Consider the following 16,921-nt stretch of genomic DNA (forward strand, 5'->3'; position numbering starts at 1 on the left):
TTTAAGCGATCACAAATCCAGCGCATTCAGCAAGTCGTTGGCTTTGGCGTCACGCTCGCCCAGCGGTTTCAGATCGAACCGGGTTTCGATGAATTTCAGGATCGATGTGCCGTCATAGAAGGTGTGATCGACATACCCGCGCTTGGCGAACGGGGAAATGACGATGGTCGGCACGCGGTTGCCCGGTCCCCAGCGGTCGCCCGGAGGCGGCGGGACATGATCCCAAAACCCGCCGTATTCGTCGTAAGTGACGATGATCACGCTGTTCCGCCACAGCCGGCTTTGTTCGATCTTGCGGATCACCGCCACCGCCTGCATCTCCCCGGCCAGAAGATCGGCATAGCCGGGATGCTCGCTATGGGCTCCTATGGGCTTATAAAAGGAAACCGCCGGCAAATTTCCTTTTTCGATGGCCTTCAATAAATCCGTTTCGTCCTTGAGATGCCTGGCCCTTTCGCGGGTTCCCTGGGCGTAGCGGTCGAAATACGCGAATGGCTGATGATGGTACTGAAAACTTTCGTCGGCTTTCCCTGCGATCGCGTCATTCCAGCCGCCGGAATACCACGCCCATGAAATCTTTTTCTCCGACAGGCGATCGCCGATCGTGGGAAAAGTTTGCGGCGGCAAAAGCCGGCGCGGATCGGTGATCTTCGGACTGTGAGGCGTCTGCATCGTCTGAATGGTGTTCACGGCATAGCCGTCGGGCGTAAACACGCCGTCCTTGATCAACTCGCCTTTCTCGTTCAAGACGACGGTCGATTCGGCCGGCGGGTCGTCGTGATGCGGCGTACAGGCGCAGACCAGCCAAAAATGATTCAAGAGCGACCCGCCGAAAGCGGCCTGAAAGAAACGATCCGCCAGCGTGTATTTTTCTGCGTACTCCCACAACGGAAGCTTGCGGCCGTCGTAATACCCCATGGCCAGGCCGCCGGCATCCGACACGGCCGCGAAACGATCCATGCGCCCGCCGTTGATTTGGGCCTGGTGTTGATAAAATCGATGTAGCGGATCGCCGATTTTTTGATCGATCGCAACATACTGGCTGATCTCGAACGGACGGTTCGGCAAATCCGAAGGAAAGCGCTCGTCGGGCACAGGCGGCTTCTTTTCGGTATTCATTACCCTGGGCAGGGTGGCGTAGACCCCGCCTTGACGATCGGTCTGCCGCATCGTTTCCTCCGGCGCATTCGCCAATCCGTCCGCTCCCGGAAACAGTCCGTAGAGATTGTCGAAGCTGTGGTTCTCAAGATAAATCACCACGATGTGGCGAATCCGGTCCAATCCTGGGTTCCGGCTCGATTTGGCCGAAGCAGATAAGGGCGTCGAGAGAATCAGAAATATCAGGAGGACATTCAGGCAGGCTGTTTTTTTCATCGCGGATGTTCGAAAGACTTAAGTCGCTGATGCCGTCAAATTCGTAACCGGTTATTTTACGCAGTCCAGTGTTACGTCGCGTGACAAATCCGCTCAGACTGATGCCCAAGCCAAATCGCCCGAGTGCCCGCAGCGATAGAAACATGACTGTCAAAGTCGATAAGCAGCCGACTCGGCCCGTGATCCTGATCGGAGCGAGCAATCTCGCACGGGCCTTTCCCTTGGTCGTGAACGGTCTGCGAGCGGGATTGCGGGAGCCTTTGGACGTGCTGGCGGCGTTCGGGCATGGCCGATCTTACGGGCTCTGGAGCCGGATGCTGGGCCGAACGCTTCCCGGCATCGTCCGGTGCGGGCTGTGGACCGCTCTGCGGAAACACGGTTCGGACAGTCTTCCACCGTTCGCGGCCGTGACCGATATCGGCAACGATCTGGTTTACGGCGTCACCGTTCCGCAGCTGCTCGCCTGGGTCGAAGCCTGCCTGAGCCGGCTGGCCGAGCAACGCGCCGAAATCGCCTTGATGGCCTTGCCGCTGGAAAGCGTCGAACGGCTTAATCCCTGGAAGTTCGAATTGTTGCGCAGGACTTTCTTCCCGGCGCACCGAATCGCGTGGCCGGTGCTGTTCGATCGTGTGAACCGCTGCCAGGAAGAAATGCGGCAGCTCGCGAGGGTATACGGCATCCGCTTGATCGAGCCGCCGGCCACCTGGTACGGCTTCGATCCGATCCATATGCTGCGCCGCCGGCAGCCGGAAGTCTGGCGCGAATTGTTTTCACAGTGGCCGGCCTGGGATCGGTCCGCTTCCATTGCCTATCCGCCCTTGGCGGAGTCGATCCGCCTGCGCGCGATTTGTCCCGCCGAACGCTACCTGTTCGGCCATCGACAAATCACTTCGCAGCCGGTCCTGAAGCAGAACCGGTTCAAGCTTTCGATGTACTGAGGGCAAAAAAAGGGGCTCCGCGGAGCCCGTTCGAGGATGGGTCGGATCGGAAAGTGTCACTCTTTGCCGATCTGGTAAATCTCTTCTTCGTCGTCCTCGACGATCTTGCCGGTCGCCGCATCGACCTCCATCTTCAGTTCCTTTCCGTCCGCGGTCTTGATGTCGAATTCATAGGACGCATCGCCGTTGGACTCGATCTCGTACTCGGTCTCGACGATCTCGCCCGGATGCTTTTCGAGGGCGATCTTCTTGGCCTCCTCTTCGCTGATCTTCATCTTGGCCTTGAACAGCGGATCGTCGGCGCTGTCGACTTCCTGTTCCTCCTCGGTAATTTTTCCCGTGTTGGCGTCGCATTCGTATTCCCAGTCCTTGCCGTCCGTGCCGGCGATCTCGAATTCATAGGTAGGGGCGCCACGCTCCTTCTTGAACTCGAGCTTGACGACCTCTCCGTCTTTCTTGGCCAGCGCCGCCTCCAGGCATTTTTCCATGCTGACCTTGGTTTTCGGCATTTTGATTTTTTCGGCGAATGCCGCGGTCGCTCCCAAGGACAAAAACAGTGCGGTGAATGTTGTTATTGTGATGCGTGTTTTCATCGTTTGCCTCCGTTGGCTTCTGGCGGGAACATCGGACTCCCTAGAGGATTTGATCCGGCGATCCGCGTTTGTTCTTCAAATCGGATGCCGGGTTCGAGTATAAGAGCCTTCTTATTCATTAACAATAACATGCCGTACCCCCTACATCCGGTAAGGGACTCTTTTCGGTACCCGCGTCGCCGCTGATCGGCCGGCGCGTGTTCGACTCGCGTCGAGAATCCAAGCTATCGCACGAGCAGGTGAAACCGCCTACATTCGGGATATCGCCCTTCAGCGCTCCTCGAGCCTGAATTTCATCGTGAGCGTGGCGCGCTGGGCCACGGCGCGGCCTTCGCTGAAGGCGGGCTTGAAGCGCCACCGCCGGATCGCCTTGAGCGCGGCCTCGTCGAATACCCGCTCGGGGCTGGCCGCCACCACCCTCGCCGCGCTCACCGTACCCGAAGGGCTGACGTCGATCTCGATCCGCACCCAACCCTCGATTTTTTGCGCGCGGGCTCGGGGCGGATATTCCGGCAATACACGGGAGAGTACGACCAGATCCCCGGCGCCGGAACCACCTTCGCCGGTCGAGCCATTCCCCTCTCCGGTCGGCTTCTTTTCCGGATTCCATTGCCCAGGGGGTGCCGTAAGGCGTGAGTCGGAGCCCGACACAGGGCTAAGCGGGGCGCCCGTGCCCTGTTCGGGAATATCCAGCCGAGGGGCCGGTACGCCCGGCGCAGGGGCCGGCGCTTTCCGAGGCTTGGGGGCGCCGGTACGGCCGGACCCGCGCGCCGGCGCTTTGCCGGAAGGCTTGGCGGGACCGGATGGCGGGCGCCCGGTCGACGGCCGGGACTCCGGCGCGACCTCGGTCATCGGCTTGGGCGCGGGCGGCGGAACCGGTTTCGACTCCTCGGTCTTCGGAATGATGCGAATGAAATCGACCGGCTGCGGATTGGGCGTCGATATCAGCCTGGTCTCACGGTGACTGATCAGGGCGCCTATCAATAACAGCAAGGCCAGATTAATGACCGCCGCCGCGGCGAAGGCTCCGGCCAGGACCCATCTCGAGCGGCTCGAGATCCCGGCAAGGGAGGTTTTCATGGCGTGTCTGGAGCCGTACTGGCCGCGACCGAAATGTTGACGAAACCGGCGAGGCGCAGCTGATCCATCACTTTGACCAGCAAGCCGGTGCTGGTATGGGCGTCTGCCAGAATGATGGCGGCTTGGGCCGGATTGGCGAGGCCCAGTTGTTCGAGCCGGGCGCGCAACAGGCGTATGTCGATGGAAGCATCGTGCAGCCAGATTTGTTCGTCGGCGGTGATGGTGATGATCACCGCCGCATTCTGCTGCGGCACCGCCGTTGCGGCCTTGGGACGCTGAACCGCCACCGCCGACTCGCGGATAAAGGAGGTCGTCACCAGAAAAAAGATCAGCAGGATGAACACCATATCGATGAGCGGCGTCAGGTTGATCGCATCGGCGCTTTCGTCGCCGCCGTCGGTGCGGCGCGTGAACAGGCTGCGTTTTCTCATGGCTGCCGCAAACGGTCGGCATAGCGGCGCTCGAAGGCCCTAGCGCGGCGGTTGAGGTTGTAGCCGACCCCTACGCCGAAAAGTCCCATCACCAGGCCCGCCAGCGTCGTGATCAGCGCCTGGGAGACGCCTCGCGCGACGATGCGCGTTTCCGCACTGCCGAATACGCGGATCAGGTCGAAGGTTTCGATGATGCCGGTCACCGTGCCCAAGAGGCCCAACATCGGCAGAATGCCGGAAAGGGTCTTGATCAGGCGCAGATGGCGGCGCAGGGCAATTTTCATCTCGATCACCGCGGCGGGGGAACGCACAAGCGGCACACGTCGCTCCAAGAACCTGGGCAATGTGCGGAGAAAGAACCAGTAGCGCTCCAAGACCAAGGTCCACAGCAGCAGGGAGACGGCCAGCAACGGCCACATCACCGGGCCGCCCAAATCCATCAGATCTTCGACGTGCTGCTCGGATTTATGAAGAAAGCTCAAGAAAGTTTCGAACACCCGGCTGCCCATCGTGCCTCCTCTTCGTGGGCGAATTAGACCCTGTTCTTCGGCGGAATGTCCCCATCCGCCGGGGCATTCCGCCGTTCGAGGCGAGCCGCGAGCGCGGCCGAGGCATGCGCATCGAGCAAGGCGGCGAGGGTCTGGCTCTTCCCCAGCAGCAGGCTGTGCAACAGCAGGATCGGAATGGCGGTAACCAGCCCCTCCACGGTAGTGACCAAGGCCTCCGAAATCCCGCCCGACATCAATTTCGGGTCGCCCGAGCCATGCAGGGCGATCGCCTGGAAGGTCTTGATCATGCCGGTCACCGTGCCGAGCAAGCCCAGCATCGGCGCAATGGCGGCCACCAATTTCAGGAAAGGCAGAGCCCGCTCCAAGTGTGCCTGTTCGCCGGTCAATGCCTCTTCCACGGTCAGGTACAGGACCTCCTCCTCGTTCGTGTTCGCTTGTTCGAGCCGCGCGAGCACCCGACCCAGAGGGTTGTCGAGCCGGGGTCGCGACGACTGTAGCTGGTTTCGGATACGCTGCCCGATCCGCGTCAGCTCGACGAAGCGGTAGGCGGCAAGTGCATAGGCAACGCCCGCAAGCACCAGGACCAGGTAGCCGACGACGCCTCCCTGGGCTATGCGTTCGCGCAGAGTCGGAACCTGCACCAACAACTGCAAGGTTTGCCCAGCCGAGGGATCGATGGCCACCGGCGCCAGCGACGGCGCCTCCACGCGGGCATACTCCCGAGCCAAATCGAGGAGGTTCGGGGCCGGCTGCCTGGGCAGTTCGATCAAGCGGTCGACCTCGGGTGAATAAACCAGGTAACGTCCTTCGGAGAGGAAGCTGAATCCTCCCAGACGAAGCACTTCTTTCTCGGCTGCCTGCCCGCTCGGTGCGTAAACCGGAGCCCGGAAGCTTGCGATGCTGCCCAGGGCGTCGAGCTGGTTCTGCAAGCTGGCGAACAGCTGCGTCAGTTCGTGGGCGTTCGGCATATGGCGGCTATCGGCGAGCCGGTCGATCAGTTCCCGTTGGTGCGAAGGATCGCCCGCCAGAACCTGCTGCACATAATAGGGCTTGAGATTCGCGGCGCTCTCGCGGATGCTTAAGAACAATTCCTCCTTGGCCGCCAGCACCGTCGTCAGTTCAGCCTCCACTTCCGACGGCGGGGCCGGCTGTTCGGCTTTCGCCTCGGGTGACGCGGCGGACTCGGCCAAGGCGGACGGAACGATAAGCCCGAACAGCGCCCAAACGGCCGCAAATCCCAGGATGCGGAGCACGCAAAGCGGCGTCACGGTGACTTAGGCCCCGGCAGCGGCAGCACCATCAGTTGCGGAGGTTCCAGCTTGCGCGCCGTGCGCAGCCCGCGGGCGATCGCTTCGTTCTCCTCGCCGGACAGCCGCTGCCAGCGCCGCAGATCGTTGCGCCAGATGCCCGATTCGTGGCCATCCAGGGTCTGGTAGTAGAGCGCCAGGCGACCGATGCTTAGGAAATCCACCAGGCGTTCGTCGTTCCCTATCTTTAGAACAGCCCGGTAAGCTTCCACGCTCCTCGCATAGTCGAGCTCGACCCTGTAGGCTTCCTGAACGCGCCGATATTTCTCAGCCGCGGACGCGGCAGGATCGCGGATCAGTTTTTCCAGCCTATCGAGCCGATCGCGGCGTTCTTCGAGCAGGAAAGGAGGGCCATTTTCGATCCCTTGCTTCAATGCGGAAACAGCGTCGGACAAGATGCCGTTCAATCGCTGGTCGAGCTCGGAAAGCGTCTGAAGCTTCGCTTCCGCCGCGTCCAGCGATGCCGACGGCTCGGACGAACTCGCCCCTGGCCCGTTAGTGGGCTGAGATGGCGCCGCCAAGGCCAAGGACGGAGCGACGGCCATCAGGCAGACGGCGAAAACGAATTGCGCACTTCGGCGAAGAAACACCTTGGGTCGGACCGATGTCCAGGATTGTATTGGCCGCAGGATATCACAGGCTTTTCATCAGCAAGCAACGGGAAAACTTCCCGACCGGAGCGTTGGGACATTTCTCTTGCCGCAAACTTCCGATGTGAATGCTACGCCGTCTCGCGGTCATGGATCGGTTCCTAATCGGTAGTCTTCGGGAAACCATGCTTCCCGAACTTGAGCGCGCTATTTACTCGGTAACGGAAACCGTTGCTCGACGCCGCACCAGCAGAAGCAAGAGTGCTCCCGGCAAGGCCGTCAATAGATGCAGGGCACCGAAGATCAGGGATACGGCGAGGCTTTGCTCGGGCGTCAATCCGGCGGGAGCCAAGAGAAACACCGCGGCTGCCTCCCGCTTGCCCCAGTCGGAAACCAGCCCCGGCAGCGAACTGACGCCCAGCAATAACAGGGGCCCGAGCATGAGCACGGTCAGAGCGTCGCCGGAAATGCCGAGCCCGACGGCCGCCAAGGCGAAATTCGCGGCCAGCAGTAGCTGGATCAGCACGGACAACCCGTAGTGTCGAGGCGAGCGCAGCGGATTGCAAATGGCGAGCACGACGCCGGCATGCAGCCGCGCCATCGGCCAGAATCTTCGGAAGACGAGCACGGCGACGCTCACCGCAGCGATCAGGATGAGGGCGAACAAGCCGATCTGAAATCCGGGAAATTCGCTGTACAACCCAAGGTAAACCGGCGTCAATCCAAGCACCATGAGCAGCAGGACGATCTTGCCGGAGAACCGGTCTATGACCTGGCCGATAATGAGCTGCCAGGTTTCGGCGCTGCCCCGCATCAATTGAAACCGCGCGAGTTCGCCGACCACCAGCGGCGGTCCGCACTCGCTGACGCTTTGGCTGATCCAGAGGACACGGATGAAGTCCTTGAAAGGCGCACAGATTCCCAAGGCACGGCTGATATACCACCAGCGCAGCGCAAACACGGCTATCGAGAGCAGGAAGATTCCGACGATCGCGACACCCATGGCGGGATCGAAGCGGCTGAGTTGAGTTATCAGCGCGGAGCGGTCTATCTTGGCGAAAATGAAGGTCAAGACCGCCAGCATCATGATAAAGCGCACGCTCCGGCGATTGAGCCACGCCCCCGATTTCAGGAGAACTTGTTTCACTACTTTGATGCCTTATTTATATGGAGATCATCGTCGGCTCGGGCGCCGTGAAATCGAACCCCGCGCGTAGTCTTAGAGCATCTTTCATCGGTTTTTTCGTCATCGTTCTCGCACTGGGATTGCCCGGCTGCTCCGGCGATTCGCCGGAAGCCATGTTCGAGAATTACCTCGACCGCCTCGCGAACGTGACCGAGGTCGACATCGACGAAGCTATTGCACCGCCCGCCGTGCCGCCTTATCCGCGGCTACGGGACATCGTGCTCCCGATCGATGATATCCGAATCGGCGTCATCACTTATCTCGAAATGACCCGATGCGGGCTGGTCGGCGAAATCAGCGCGCGGAACAGCTCTCTCGGACGAGTACAGCGGGAAAGCGGCCGCTTCCTTTACGAGCTGAATCTGTTTCGGAAACTCTCCGAGTGCGAAGCGAGACTTGGAGGACCGGGCGAAGACCCGGAATTCGGCCGCAAGATAGAGTCCCTCCGGCAAGCGAAAGCCGACAATTTACCCAAGGCATTCTGGAACGCGACCTTCGCGGCCAAGGAATTCCGCGTCTTCATGGATACGGCAACCGCCCCGCTTCTGCGGAGCGAAAAGATTTCCGTGGCCCGCTTCGAAAGGCCGATTCGGTATCTCGCTTCGCTGGGCGCGAAACTCGAGGAAGCGCCTTCGATACCTCCAAGCGAATTCGAACAGCACTATTTCGAACTTCAAACCGATAAGACCGGCGGCAAAATCGTACGCGCCCTGAGCCTTAGCGGGTTTTATCTGGACCGGGTCGGGCTGCTTCTGGAACAAACCGCATCGACCGGGCGAATGTGTCCCATGGGCAAAAAAACCCGGCGGGCCGAGTATCTGTTCAATGTATTCGTCAAGTTTTACGCCGGCGAAGTGCAACCCTACATCAGCCGGCTTCATCAAACCGCGTCGCCATTGATCGAAAGCGTGCGGCATTTGAAAGAAAGCCAAAGGGCCGAAATCCCGCCAGCATTCGACAGCTATTACGCCGCGACGCTCGACCCGGCAACCGAGCAAGGCCTGTGGCATCGCTTCAACGCCGCACTGCAACGCCACACCCGCGCCTGGCAGGCAGTATTGAAACCCTGCGGAATGATGCCGGGGGGACCCGCGGCTTAAGCAAGTAGGTCAGATTTCGTACTTGCCCGAATTCTGCGACGGGACGACTGATGCCATTTCATGGGAGGCGAACATATCCCGCGCGGAATGACATGTCGGAAAAGACGGATAAAATTGTTCTGACGAGGGCGACGCGGAACGGCAACCGCTCCTCGGCATTACCAAGATCCGGCGTTTATTTGATACAACAAGGAAAACCCATGAGCACTCTGACACTCGATATCGCCAATGCCATTATCGACGGCGCATTCAGAAAAGCGCGGGACTTAGGATTGGCACCGCTGGCAGTGGCCGTTTTGGACGAAGGCGGTCACTTGAAGACGATGCAGCGGCAGGACGGCGCATCTTTCATGCGAGGTTCCATCGCCTTGGCCAAAGCCTGGGGAGCCATAGGGATGGGCGTATCCTCGCGCGAATTGGGTAAAATGGCGAAAGAACGTCCCCATTTCATGACGGCCTTGACCGAAGTGGCGGATGGCCGGCTCATGCCGGTGCCAGGCGGTGTGCTGATCCGCTCGGCGGACAATCGGATCGTTGGCGCGGTCGGAATCAGCGGCGACTTGTCCGATCTCGACGAAAGTTGCGCGATTGCGGGAATCGATGCCGTCGGCCTAATCCCGGATTATGGGAAGAAATAACGATATACTGGCGTTTGCGTTCCCGGTCCGGCTGTGGCGTGGCCGGCGGGGCGGTCTCGGCTTGTTCGGCACAAGCCGGGCTCCGTCGGTGCAGCGGCATTTTCCGGACAGAACGACCGAACCCGGCACACACAACTTATTCGGTATCGACTCGGCAATATTGGTGTTTATACTGTTTGCCTTTTTTACCGCGAAACCCCAAAAAACCTGTAGTGAAGAACCTCGTCAAGACTCGAATTCCGACCGGCTACGGCGAATTCACCCTTTATCTTTACACCGAGCACGGCAAGGACCACCTTGCCTTGGTGAAATCGGACGTAAACGGTGAGAGCGGCGTCCCCGTCCGGGTCCATTCGGAATGCCTGACCGGCGACGTCTTCGGCTCTCGGCGCTGCGACTGCGGGGATCAGCTCAAACACACCCTTCAATATCTCGGACGCTCCCGCTGCGGCGTACTGCTTTATCTGCGTCAGGAAGGACGCGGCATAGGCCTCCGCAAAAAGCTGGAAGCCTATAATCTCCAGGACCGCGGCCTCGACACGGTGGAGGCCAATATCAGCCTCGGCCATCAGCCTGACGAACGGAATTACGGCGTCGCCGCGCTGATGCTCAAGGATTTGGGCGTTCGCTCGATCCGGCTCATCACCAACAACCCCCGTAAAGTCGACGAACTCACCGAATACGGGATCGAGGTCGAGGCGCGCATTCCCATCGAGGTCGGCCATCATGACGACAATGCCGGCTATCTGCGTTCCAAGGCCGAAAAGCTGGCCCATTTGCTGACATTCCGGGAAAGCACGCCGTTCCACCGCGAATTCGCATTCATCGAGCCGTTGATAGACCAGCTGTCGCTGGCCCATGCCCCGGCGGAAAGCGGCCCTTTCGTCACCCTGACCTATGCCCAAAGCGTCGACGGCAGCATCGCCGTCGACAGCCAGGTTCCCTATGCCCTGAGTTCGAGGCAGTCGCTGACGCTCACCCATTTCCTGAGAGCGCACCACGACGCGCTGCTGGTCGGGGTCAACACCATCCTCAGCGACGATCCCCAGCTCAACGTCCGTTACTATGAAGGCGAAGATCCGCAGCCGGTCATTCTCGACAGCAACCTGCGGACGCCGCCGGACTGCCGCGTTCTGAAGCAGTCGAAAAAGCCGCCCGTCATCGTGACCACCGGCGAATCGGACCCGGCCAAGCGCGAGGCGCTGCTCTCGGCCGGCGCGAAAATTCTCGTGGTGGGAGCAAGCGAGGACGGCTGCGTCGACTTGAAAGAAACCCTGACGAAACTGCGCCAAATCGGTATCCGCACCCTCATGGTCGAGGGGGGATCGAAGATCATCGGCACCTTTCTCAAACATCATTTAGTGAACTACTGCGTGATTACAATAACACCAAAAATCATAGGCGGGCTCAAAGCCATCGACGATCTGTGCCGCTCCGGCGAGCAAGCCCCTTTAAGCATCACGGACTGCCAGTACCATGTCCTGGGTTCCGACATCATCGCCTTCGGCCCGGTCGGATACGTCTGATGCGAGTACAAGCCGTTTGTCATGTAGCCCCCAAATCGGTGGCGGTGCAGGAAATCGATCTGCCCGCCCCACGGACCGGAGAATTACTGATCAAAGCCCTGTGCTCGGCCATCAGCCCTGGCACCGAATCCCTGATCTTCCGGGGCGAGGTGCCCGAGGATCTGCCTCGGGACACGAGCATCGGCAGTCTGCAAGGAAACTTCAGCTATCCGTTCCGGTACGGTTATGCCCTGGTCGGGGAAGTCGCCGCCGTGGGAGCGGACGAAGACCGGGACTGGCTGGGCCGCCGGGTCTTCGCCTACCACCCCCACCAAAACTACGCCGTCGTCGATAAGAAGGATTGCCTGGTCCTGCCGGAGGGCGTTCCGGCGGAGCGCGCCCTGTTTCTCGCCAATATGGAATCGGCGCTGAATCTGGTGTTCGATGCGGCGCCGCTGCCCGGAGAGCGGATCATGGTTTTCGGGCAGGGCATCGTCGGACTGCTCACCACCGCCGTCCTCGGCCGATTTCCGCTCGGAGAACTGATCACGGCCGATCCTCTCGCGTTCCGCCGACAAAAATCCACCGAGATGGGCGCGGCCCTGGCCATCAACCCGGCCGTCAAACGCGAAGTCGCGGCGCTTAAAGAGTGTCTTTTCTACGACGGCGCCGACGGGCTGGATGCCGCCATCGAAGTCTCGGGAAATCAGACCGCTCTGAACCAGGCCATCGAACTGACCGGTTTCGCCGGCCGTATCGTGATCGGTTCATGGTACGGCCAAAGCGAGGCGCCGCTCGATCTCGGCGGCCATTTTCACCGGCGGCGCATCCGGTTGGTTTCGAGCCAGGTGAGCACGATCGACCCGCGCCTTTGCGGACGTTGGAGCAAGAAGCGGCGGCTCGACCTCGCCTGGGAGTGGCTGGCCGAAATCCGCGCGGAACGTTTGATCACCCATCATTTTGCGCCCAGTGCCTGCCAGGAAGCCTTCGAGCTGGTCGACAGCAAGCGGGCTGGGGTGTTGCAGCCGATTTTCGAGTACACCTGACGATCCGAGGAACCGCGATGTACCAGCTAGCCATCACCCGCGACTTCATCGCCCGCCATTTCCTGATCGGCGGAGACTGGGGCGCCGAGAATCATGAGCACAGCCACCACTACAAGGCGGAAGTACTGATCGAGGGCGAACAGCTCGACCGGCACGGCTATCTGATCGACATCGTGGATCTGGAGCAGGCGACCATGGCGCTGATCGGAGAGTTCAAGGACCGCGTACTCAACGATCTCGAACCTTTTCGCGGCCTCAACCCCAGCCTCGAACGCTTTGCCCGCATCTTCTGGGAACGGCTCAGAGATCGGGTGACGCTGCACGGCGTAAAGATGACGATCAAGCTTTGGGAGAACGACCGGGACTGGGCGGCCTTCGGCGGGACGCTTTAACTCCGGCGGCCGTGGACATTCCTTTCCACGACTATCTCGAAGCCAAGTTCGCGCTGGACGAGCGCAGCCTGAACCGCGAGGTCCAAACCGAGTTTGCTCGGTGGCTATCGGGCAAACCGCGCTTGACCTGCCTCGACCTCGGCACCGGTACCGGTGCTTCCGTGCTGCGGCTTCTGAAGCTGGCCCCCGAAACCGATTTGCACATCACCGCCGTGGATCGGGACGGGACCCTTTTGTACACCGCCCGAGAAAGAACGGCTGATCTGCTCCGGCAGAAAGGCTTGTATGTCTCGGTGGAACCGGCCGGCATCCGCGCCCGGCAAAACGGCCGTGAAATCGCCGTGGATTTCGTCTGCAGCGACCTACGACACTTCGAACCGAATGAAGCTCCCGGCTCTTATGACGCGGTCATTGCCCACGCGGTGATGGATCTTCTGCCGCTCCGGACCATGACCGGACGGATCGCGCGCTGGCTGCGGCCGAAGGGAATCTTTTACGGCAGTGTCAACTATGACGGCGAGACCGTGCTGTTTCCGGTCTATGCCGATGAAGCGTTCGAAAACTCCATCCTTGCCGTATACGACGCTTCCATGGAAGAGCGCCGGGTATGGGACGAAAACAGCGGCGGCGCACGCTCCGGAAGACGGCTGCACCGCGTCCTCGGCGAAACCGGCTTCGAACCGATCGCCTACGGCAGCTCCGACTGGAACATCACCCCGCTCCGCCGCATTTATCGCAACCGCGATGCCGTTTGCCTGGCCGCCCTGCTGAACATGATCCGGGACGAAGCCCTAAGATCGGGACAATTCTCCACGGATTCGCTCGACCGATGGTACCGGGAACGCTCCGAGCGATTGACGGCCGGAGAACTCGGCTTGATCATTCATCAGATCGATCTGTTGGCGGAGAAGGTTTGATCTTCGGTATTCGGCGGGTTACGCGGGGGTGCCCGCTAACCCGCCCTACGAGCCTATGGATTCCGAATTAGAATTAGCTCGTTACTTCGCGCCCGGATGACGCGGGCCGCCGTGGTGCTTCCATTTGTGAGCGCGCTCGCCGAACGGGGTCAGCTCATCGAAGACTTTGCGCTGTTCCGGGGTCAGCGTGGCGTAGAAGGTCTTGGTCGCGGCCAGGGCTTCTTCGAGATAGGTCTGTTTTGCCTTATTGTGGGCGATCATTTTTTCCAGACGCTCCGGGGCCGGCAGGTTCTTCATGGCCTCGCGGTCGGGACGGGACTGTTTCTTCTTTTCCTTGATTTCCTTGATCTTGGCGGACCAGGTGTTCCAGTCGGCTTCCTGCGCCGACGTAAGCTTCAAGTCCTTGCGCAGTTCCGCCATCCGTTCCTCCATGAAGCGCTCCCGCCGCTCCGCCCGCGAACCGGCGGGACCTTGGCTGTAAGCGCCGGATTCAGGCTTGGCTTCTCCGGACTCGGCGATTGCGGCTACGGGGGTGAGCAGGGCAAGAGTGATCAAGAGTGCTTTGGGGTAAGATTTCATGTGGATTCCTCCGGTTTTGTGAAACGTCGGCCGAAGCCGATTCTGTTTAGACCGCCGGGACCGTCCCGCCGTCTTCGGAATCTATTTCACACCGGCCATGTATCGGATATGTGTCCGGCCGGCGGTGATTTTGTATCGTTTTTTATCGTCGGCAGCAGGCGATACAAAACGATACAAAAGCCCATGACTCGGGCCGGCAACCGCGGTAAAAAGCCTCCATGGAAACCACAGAGCATATCCTCGTCGTCGACGACGACCGCGAAATTCGCGTGCTGGTCGGCGACTATCTTAAACAGCACGGCTACCGCGTCAGCCTGGCCGCCGACGGCCGGCAGATGCGCGAAATATTGGAAAGCAGCGGCATCGACCTGATCGTCCTCGATCTGATGCTGCCCGGCCAGGACGGCTTGAGCCTGTGTCGCGACCTGCGCGCGCGTTCCGACCTTCCGGTGCTGATGCTGACCGCCCGCGGAGAGCCGATCGACCGGGTGCTGGGGTTGGAAATGGGCGCCGACGACTATCTCGCCAAGCCGTTCGAACCGCGCGAACTCCTGGCCCGCATCCGCAATATCCTGCGCCGCGCCCGTTCGCTGCCGAACAGGGGTGTTTCGGACTCGGCGCATCGCTGGCGATTCGCCGGCTGGACCCTGGATGGGCAGACGCGCCAACTCACCTCTCCCCAGGGCGTGGTAGTCGCGCTATCCGGAGCCGAATACCGCTTGCTGGAGGTATTTCTCACCCATCCCAACCGGGTGCTCACCCGCGATCAGCTCATGGAGCTGATCCGCGGCCGAGAGGCTGATCCCTTCGATCGCTCCATCGACCTCCGGGTCAGCCGGCTGCGCCAGAAGCTGGGTGATAACGCACGGGCGCCAAACCTGATCAAAACACAGCGGAACGAGGGCTATGTACTGGCCGCCGTGGTGGAGCAGGAATCATGAGGACACCTCGAAAAACCTACTGCGCGTCCCGATTGCTGCGTTGCGCGGTGCTCGGAATCCTCATGTACTCCGCGTACACTCCGGTTCCTGTGCTCCGGACGCCTTGCACTCGGGGCGCTCGCGACGGTTTTTCGAGGTGTCCATGAGCGTCTCCTTTCCGCCCCGCTCGCTTGCCGTCCGGCTGTTTCTTCTGCTGCTCGCCGGGGTGCTGATGGCGGTCTTCGTTACCGTGAGCCTGGCATTGCGGGAGCGCAGCCACATCGTGCACAGCTTTCGGGAACAAAGCGCGGCCGATCGCATCGCCGATATCCTCCATCTGCTCGCTTCCCTGCCGCCGGAACAGCGCCTCGCCGCAGTCCAGGCCTTGCCGTCCGGGCAATGGCGCATCGAACCTGCGGACGGAACGGCGGAGCCGACGCCACCTCTGCCGTTCAATCGCAACCGGTCATCCGGGGAAGGGGCATCCAGGCACTCCCTGGATGCCCGTTTGCGATTGGAGCACCCGGATGACCCTTCATTCACCGCCGCTCTCAGCGAAGCAGCCGGACCATCGATTGCGGTGGAAGCAGCATGGCGAACCCGAAACTCTGACTGCCGGGACCAACCGGCCGATTGCCAGCCGTCCCGGACCGTCGGTGCACAGGTCCGGTTTGCCGACGGACAACGGGTTCTGATCGAAGCGCGCCGCGAACTCCCGCCGCCACGACAACCGAGGGCCGAGGGATTCGTCACGAGCCTTTCGATTTTGGCGGGTTTTTTGGCGATCGTGGCCTGGTTCGCCGTCCGCCTGGTCCTACAACCCTTGCGGCGCCTGGTTCAAGCCGCCGAGTCGTTCGGCCGCGATCCGGAACATTCCTCCATGGACGAATCGGGACCTGTCGAAGTCAGGCAAGCCGCCCGGACCTTCAACCGGATGCGGGAACGCTTGCGCTCCCATATCGAAGAGCGAACCCGCATCCTCGCCGCTATCACCCACGACTTGAAGACGCCGCTCACCCGATTGCGCCTGCGGCTGGAGCAGTGCCGGGACGAGCCGCTTCGCGCCCGGCTGGCGGAGGACGTGGCGGCCATGCAGGCGCTGGTCGACGAGGGGCTGGACCTGGCGCGCAGCCTGGACTCGGAGCCGCCGCAGCAAACGATCGATCTCGGCGCCCTGCTGCAAAGCCTCTGCGACGATACCGTCGATGCTGGCGGCAAGGCTCGCTTCGAAGGACCGGACGGCGCGCTGATCTCGGGCCGGCCGGAAGCCCTGCGGCGCAGCTTTCTCAACCTGATCGACAACGCGGTGAAATACGGTGGGGAGGCCGATGTAAGCCTGGAACGCTCCGGCGACCACTGGCTGATAAGGGTGCGGGACTCCGGCCCCGGCATCCCGGAAGAGTATTTGGGCGAAGTGATGCAGCCGTTTTTCCGCCTGGAAACCTCGCGCTCGCGGGAAACCGGCGGCACCGGCCTGGGTCTGCCGATCGCCGCCAACCTGCTCGGCGCTCAGGGCGGAACGCTGAGCCTCCACAACCGCCCGCAAGGCGGCCTCGAAGCGCGGGTGCGCTTGCCGGTGTTTCGAAGCCGGCCAAGGACTTGACCCATTTGTCGGCAAGGGATTGTCGACCTACGACTTCGTAGGGCGGGTTAGGCGCACATCGGTACGGCGCGGCCGTTGATCGCTGCGCTAAGCGTGCACCGTAACCCGCCGAAACGCGCGGTGCCTTGCCGTTCGCTTCGGCGGGTTACGGTGCACGCCAGACTCATTGAGCTACGAGAGGGTCGTGGGGGCGCACCTAACCCGCCCTACCAA

Annotated in this window: 19 protein-coding genes; 9 read left to right on the forward strand and 10 right to left on the reverse strand. The window is 61.2% G+C overall.

Features of this window, described 5'->3' with window-relative positions:
• Positions 1-9: 9 nt before the first annotated feature.
• Both acpA and ACR2TX_RS05020 read right to left on the reverse strand, forming a co-directional pair.
• Positions 10-1,260 (reverse strand): acid phosphatase, encoded by a 1,251-nt coding sequence (acpA, locus tag ACR2TX_RS05015; RefSeq protein WP_434131443.1) that lies wholly within the window; start codon positions 1,258-1,260, stop codon positions 10-12.
• Positions 1,244-1,519, reverse strand: a complete 276-nt coding sequence (locus ACR2TX_RS05020) for a hypothetical protein (RefSeq protein WP_240502546.1) — start codon at positions 1,517-1,519, stop codon at positions 1,244-1,246. Before ACR2TX_RS05020 ends, acpA begins: the two co-directional genes overlap by 17 nt.
• Between ACR2TX_RS05020 and ACR2TX_RS05025 the strand changes: the two genes are divergently transcribed.
• The gene (locus tag ACR2TX_RS05025; RefSeq protein WP_156881317.1) at positions 1,518-2,312 is read left to right on the forward strand and encodes a hypothetical protein; all 795 of its coding nucleotides are present in this window, start codon (positions 1,518-1,520) and stop codon (positions 2,310-2,312) included. The genes ACR2TX_RS05020 and ACR2TX_RS05025 overlap by 2 nt on opposite strands.
• Before the next feature lie 56 nt (positions 2,313-2,368).
• Here ACR2TX_RS05025 and ACR2TX_RS05030 read toward each other — a convergent pair whose 3' ends face one another.
• The 7 genes from ACR2TX_RS05030 to ACR2TX_RS05060 form a co-directional block, all read right to left on the reverse strand.
• Positions 2,369-2,905 carry a PepSY domain-containing protein gene (locus ACR2TX_RS05030; protein ID WP_156881318.1) on the reverse strand — a complete coding sequence of 179 codons (537 nt, stop codon included), beginning with the start codon at positions 2,903-2,905 and terminating at the stop codon, positions 2,369-2,371.
• 270 nt (positions 2,906-3,175) lie between these two features.
• Positions 3,176-3,985: an energy transducer TonB gene (locus ACR2TX_RS05035; protein WP_077730848.1), complete on the reverse strand. Its 810-nt coding sequence runs from the start codon at positions 3,983-3,985 to the stop codon at positions 3,176-3,178.
• Positions 3,982-4,416: an ExbD/TolR family protein gene (locus ACR2TX_RS05040; RefSeq protein ID WP_077730847.1), complete on the reverse strand. Its 435-nt coding sequence runs from the start codon at positions 4,414-4,416 to the stop codon at positions 3,982-3,984. The genes ACR2TX_RS05035 and ACR2TX_RS05040 overlap by 4 nt, the downstream gene beginning before the upstream one ends.
• Positions 4,413-4,898, reverse strand: a complete 486-nt coding sequence (locus tag ACR2TX_RS05045; protein ID WP_347258062.1) for a MotA/TolQ/ExbB proton channel family protein — start codon at positions 4,896-4,898, stop codon at positions 4,413-4,415. The genes ACR2TX_RS05040 and ACR2TX_RS05045 overlap by 4 nt, the downstream gene beginning before the upstream one ends.
• Before the next feature lie 50 nt (positions 4,899-4,948).
• On the reverse strand, positions 4,949-6,193 hold the full coding sequence (locus tag ACR2TX_RS05050; RefSeq protein WP_434131446.1) for a MotA/TolQ/ExbB proton channel family protein: 1,245 nt from the start codon (positions 6,191-6,193) through the stop codon (positions 4,949-4,951).
• Positions 6,190-6,777 carry a DUF3450 domain-containing protein gene (locus tag ACR2TX_RS05055; protein ID WP_434131449.1) on the reverse strand — a complete coding sequence of 196 codons (588 nt, stop codon included), beginning with the start codon at positions 6,775-6,777 and terminating at the stop codon, positions 6,190-6,192. The genes ACR2TX_RS05050 and ACR2TX_RS05055 overlap by 4 nt, the downstream gene beginning before the upstream one ends.
• Before the next feature lie 256 nt (positions 6,778-7,033).
• A complete protein-coding gene (locus tag ACR2TX_RS05060) occupies positions 7,034-7,969 on the reverse strand; it encodes a lysylphosphatidylglycerol synthase transmembrane domain-containing protein (protein ID WP_086133454.1) in 936 nt (311 codons plus the stop codon).
• 20 nt (positions 7,970-7,989) lie between these two features.
• Between ACR2TX_RS05060 and ACR2TX_RS05065 the strand changes: the two genes are divergently transcribed.
• The 6 genes from ACR2TX_RS05065 (at position 7,990) to ACR2TX_RS05090 (ending at position 13,606) form a co-directional block, all read left to right on the forward strand.
• Positions 7,990-9,108 (forward strand): DUF3080 family protein, encoded by a 1,119-nt coding sequence (locus ACR2TX_RS05065; protein WP_434131450.1) that lies wholly within the window; start codon positions 7,990-7,992, stop codon positions 9,106-9,108.
• A 200-nt stretch (positions 9,109-9,308) separates the two neighbouring features.
• Positions 9,309-9,746, forward strand: coding sequence for a GlcG/HbpS family heme-binding protein (locus ACR2TX_RS05070; protein ID WP_077730841.1), 438 nt, complete (start codon positions 9,309-9,311; stop codon positions 9,744-9,746).
• A gap of 212 nt (positions 9,747-9,958) precedes the next feature.
• A complete protein-coding gene (ribA, locus tag ACR2TX_RS05075; RefSeq protein ID WP_346425849.1) occupies positions 9,959-11,272 on the forward strand; it encodes a GTP cyclohydrolase II in 1,314 nt (437 codons plus the stop codon).
• On the forward strand, positions 11,272-12,297 hold the full coding sequence (locus ACR2TX_RS05080) for a zinc-dependent alcohol dehydrogenase (protein ID WP_077730839.1): 1,026 nt from the start codon (positions 11,272-11,274) through the stop codon (positions 12,295-12,297). Before ribA ends, ACR2TX_RS05080 begins: the two co-directional genes overlap by 1 nt.
• A gap of 17 nt (positions 12,298-12,314) precedes the next feature.
• On the forward strand, positions 12,315-12,689 hold the full coding sequence (locus ACR2TX_RS05085) for a 6-pyruvoyl trahydropterin synthase family protein (RefSeq protein WP_077730838.1): 375 nt from the start codon (positions 12,315-12,317) through the stop codon (positions 12,687-12,689).
• A complete protein-coding gene (locus tag ACR2TX_RS05090) occupies positions 12,644-13,606 on the forward strand; it encodes a class I SAM-dependent methyltransferase (protein WP_434131452.1) in 963 nt (320 codons plus the stop codon). Before ACR2TX_RS05085 ends, ACR2TX_RS05090 begins: the two co-directional genes overlap by 46 nt.
• Positions 13,607-13,687: 81 nt before the next feature.
• On the opposite strand, the gene ACR2TX_RS05095 is transcribed toward ACR2TX_RS05090, so the two are convergent.
• Positions 13,688-14,185: a Spy/CpxP family protein refolding chaperone gene (locus ACR2TX_RS05095; protein WP_434131453.1), complete on the reverse strand. Its 498-nt coding sequence runs from the start codon at positions 14,183-14,185 to the stop codon at positions 13,688-13,690.
• A gap of 218 nt (positions 14,186-14,403) precedes the next feature.
• Between ACR2TX_RS05095 and ACR2TX_RS05100 the strand changes: the two genes are divergently transcribed.
• Complete coding sequence (locus tag ACR2TX_RS05100; protein WP_434131454.1) at positions 14,404-15,126, forward strand: response regulator; 723 nt, start codon at positions 14,404-14,406, stop codon at positions 15,124-15,126.
• Between the two features lie 142 nt (positions 15,127-15,268).
• Positions 15,269-16,708: a sensor histidine kinase gene (locus ACR2TX_RS05105; RefSeq protein WP_434131455.1), complete on the forward strand. Its 1,440-nt coding sequence runs from the start codon at positions 15,269-15,271 to the stop codon at positions 16,706-16,708.
• Positions 16,709-16,921: the final 213 nt, after the last annotated feature.

This window comes from Methylocaldum sp. GT1BB, from assembly GCF_051027545.1.
In the GTDB taxonomy this organism is placed as follows: Bacteria; Pseudomonadota; Gammaproteobacteria; order Methylococcales; family Methylococcaceae; genus Methylocaldum.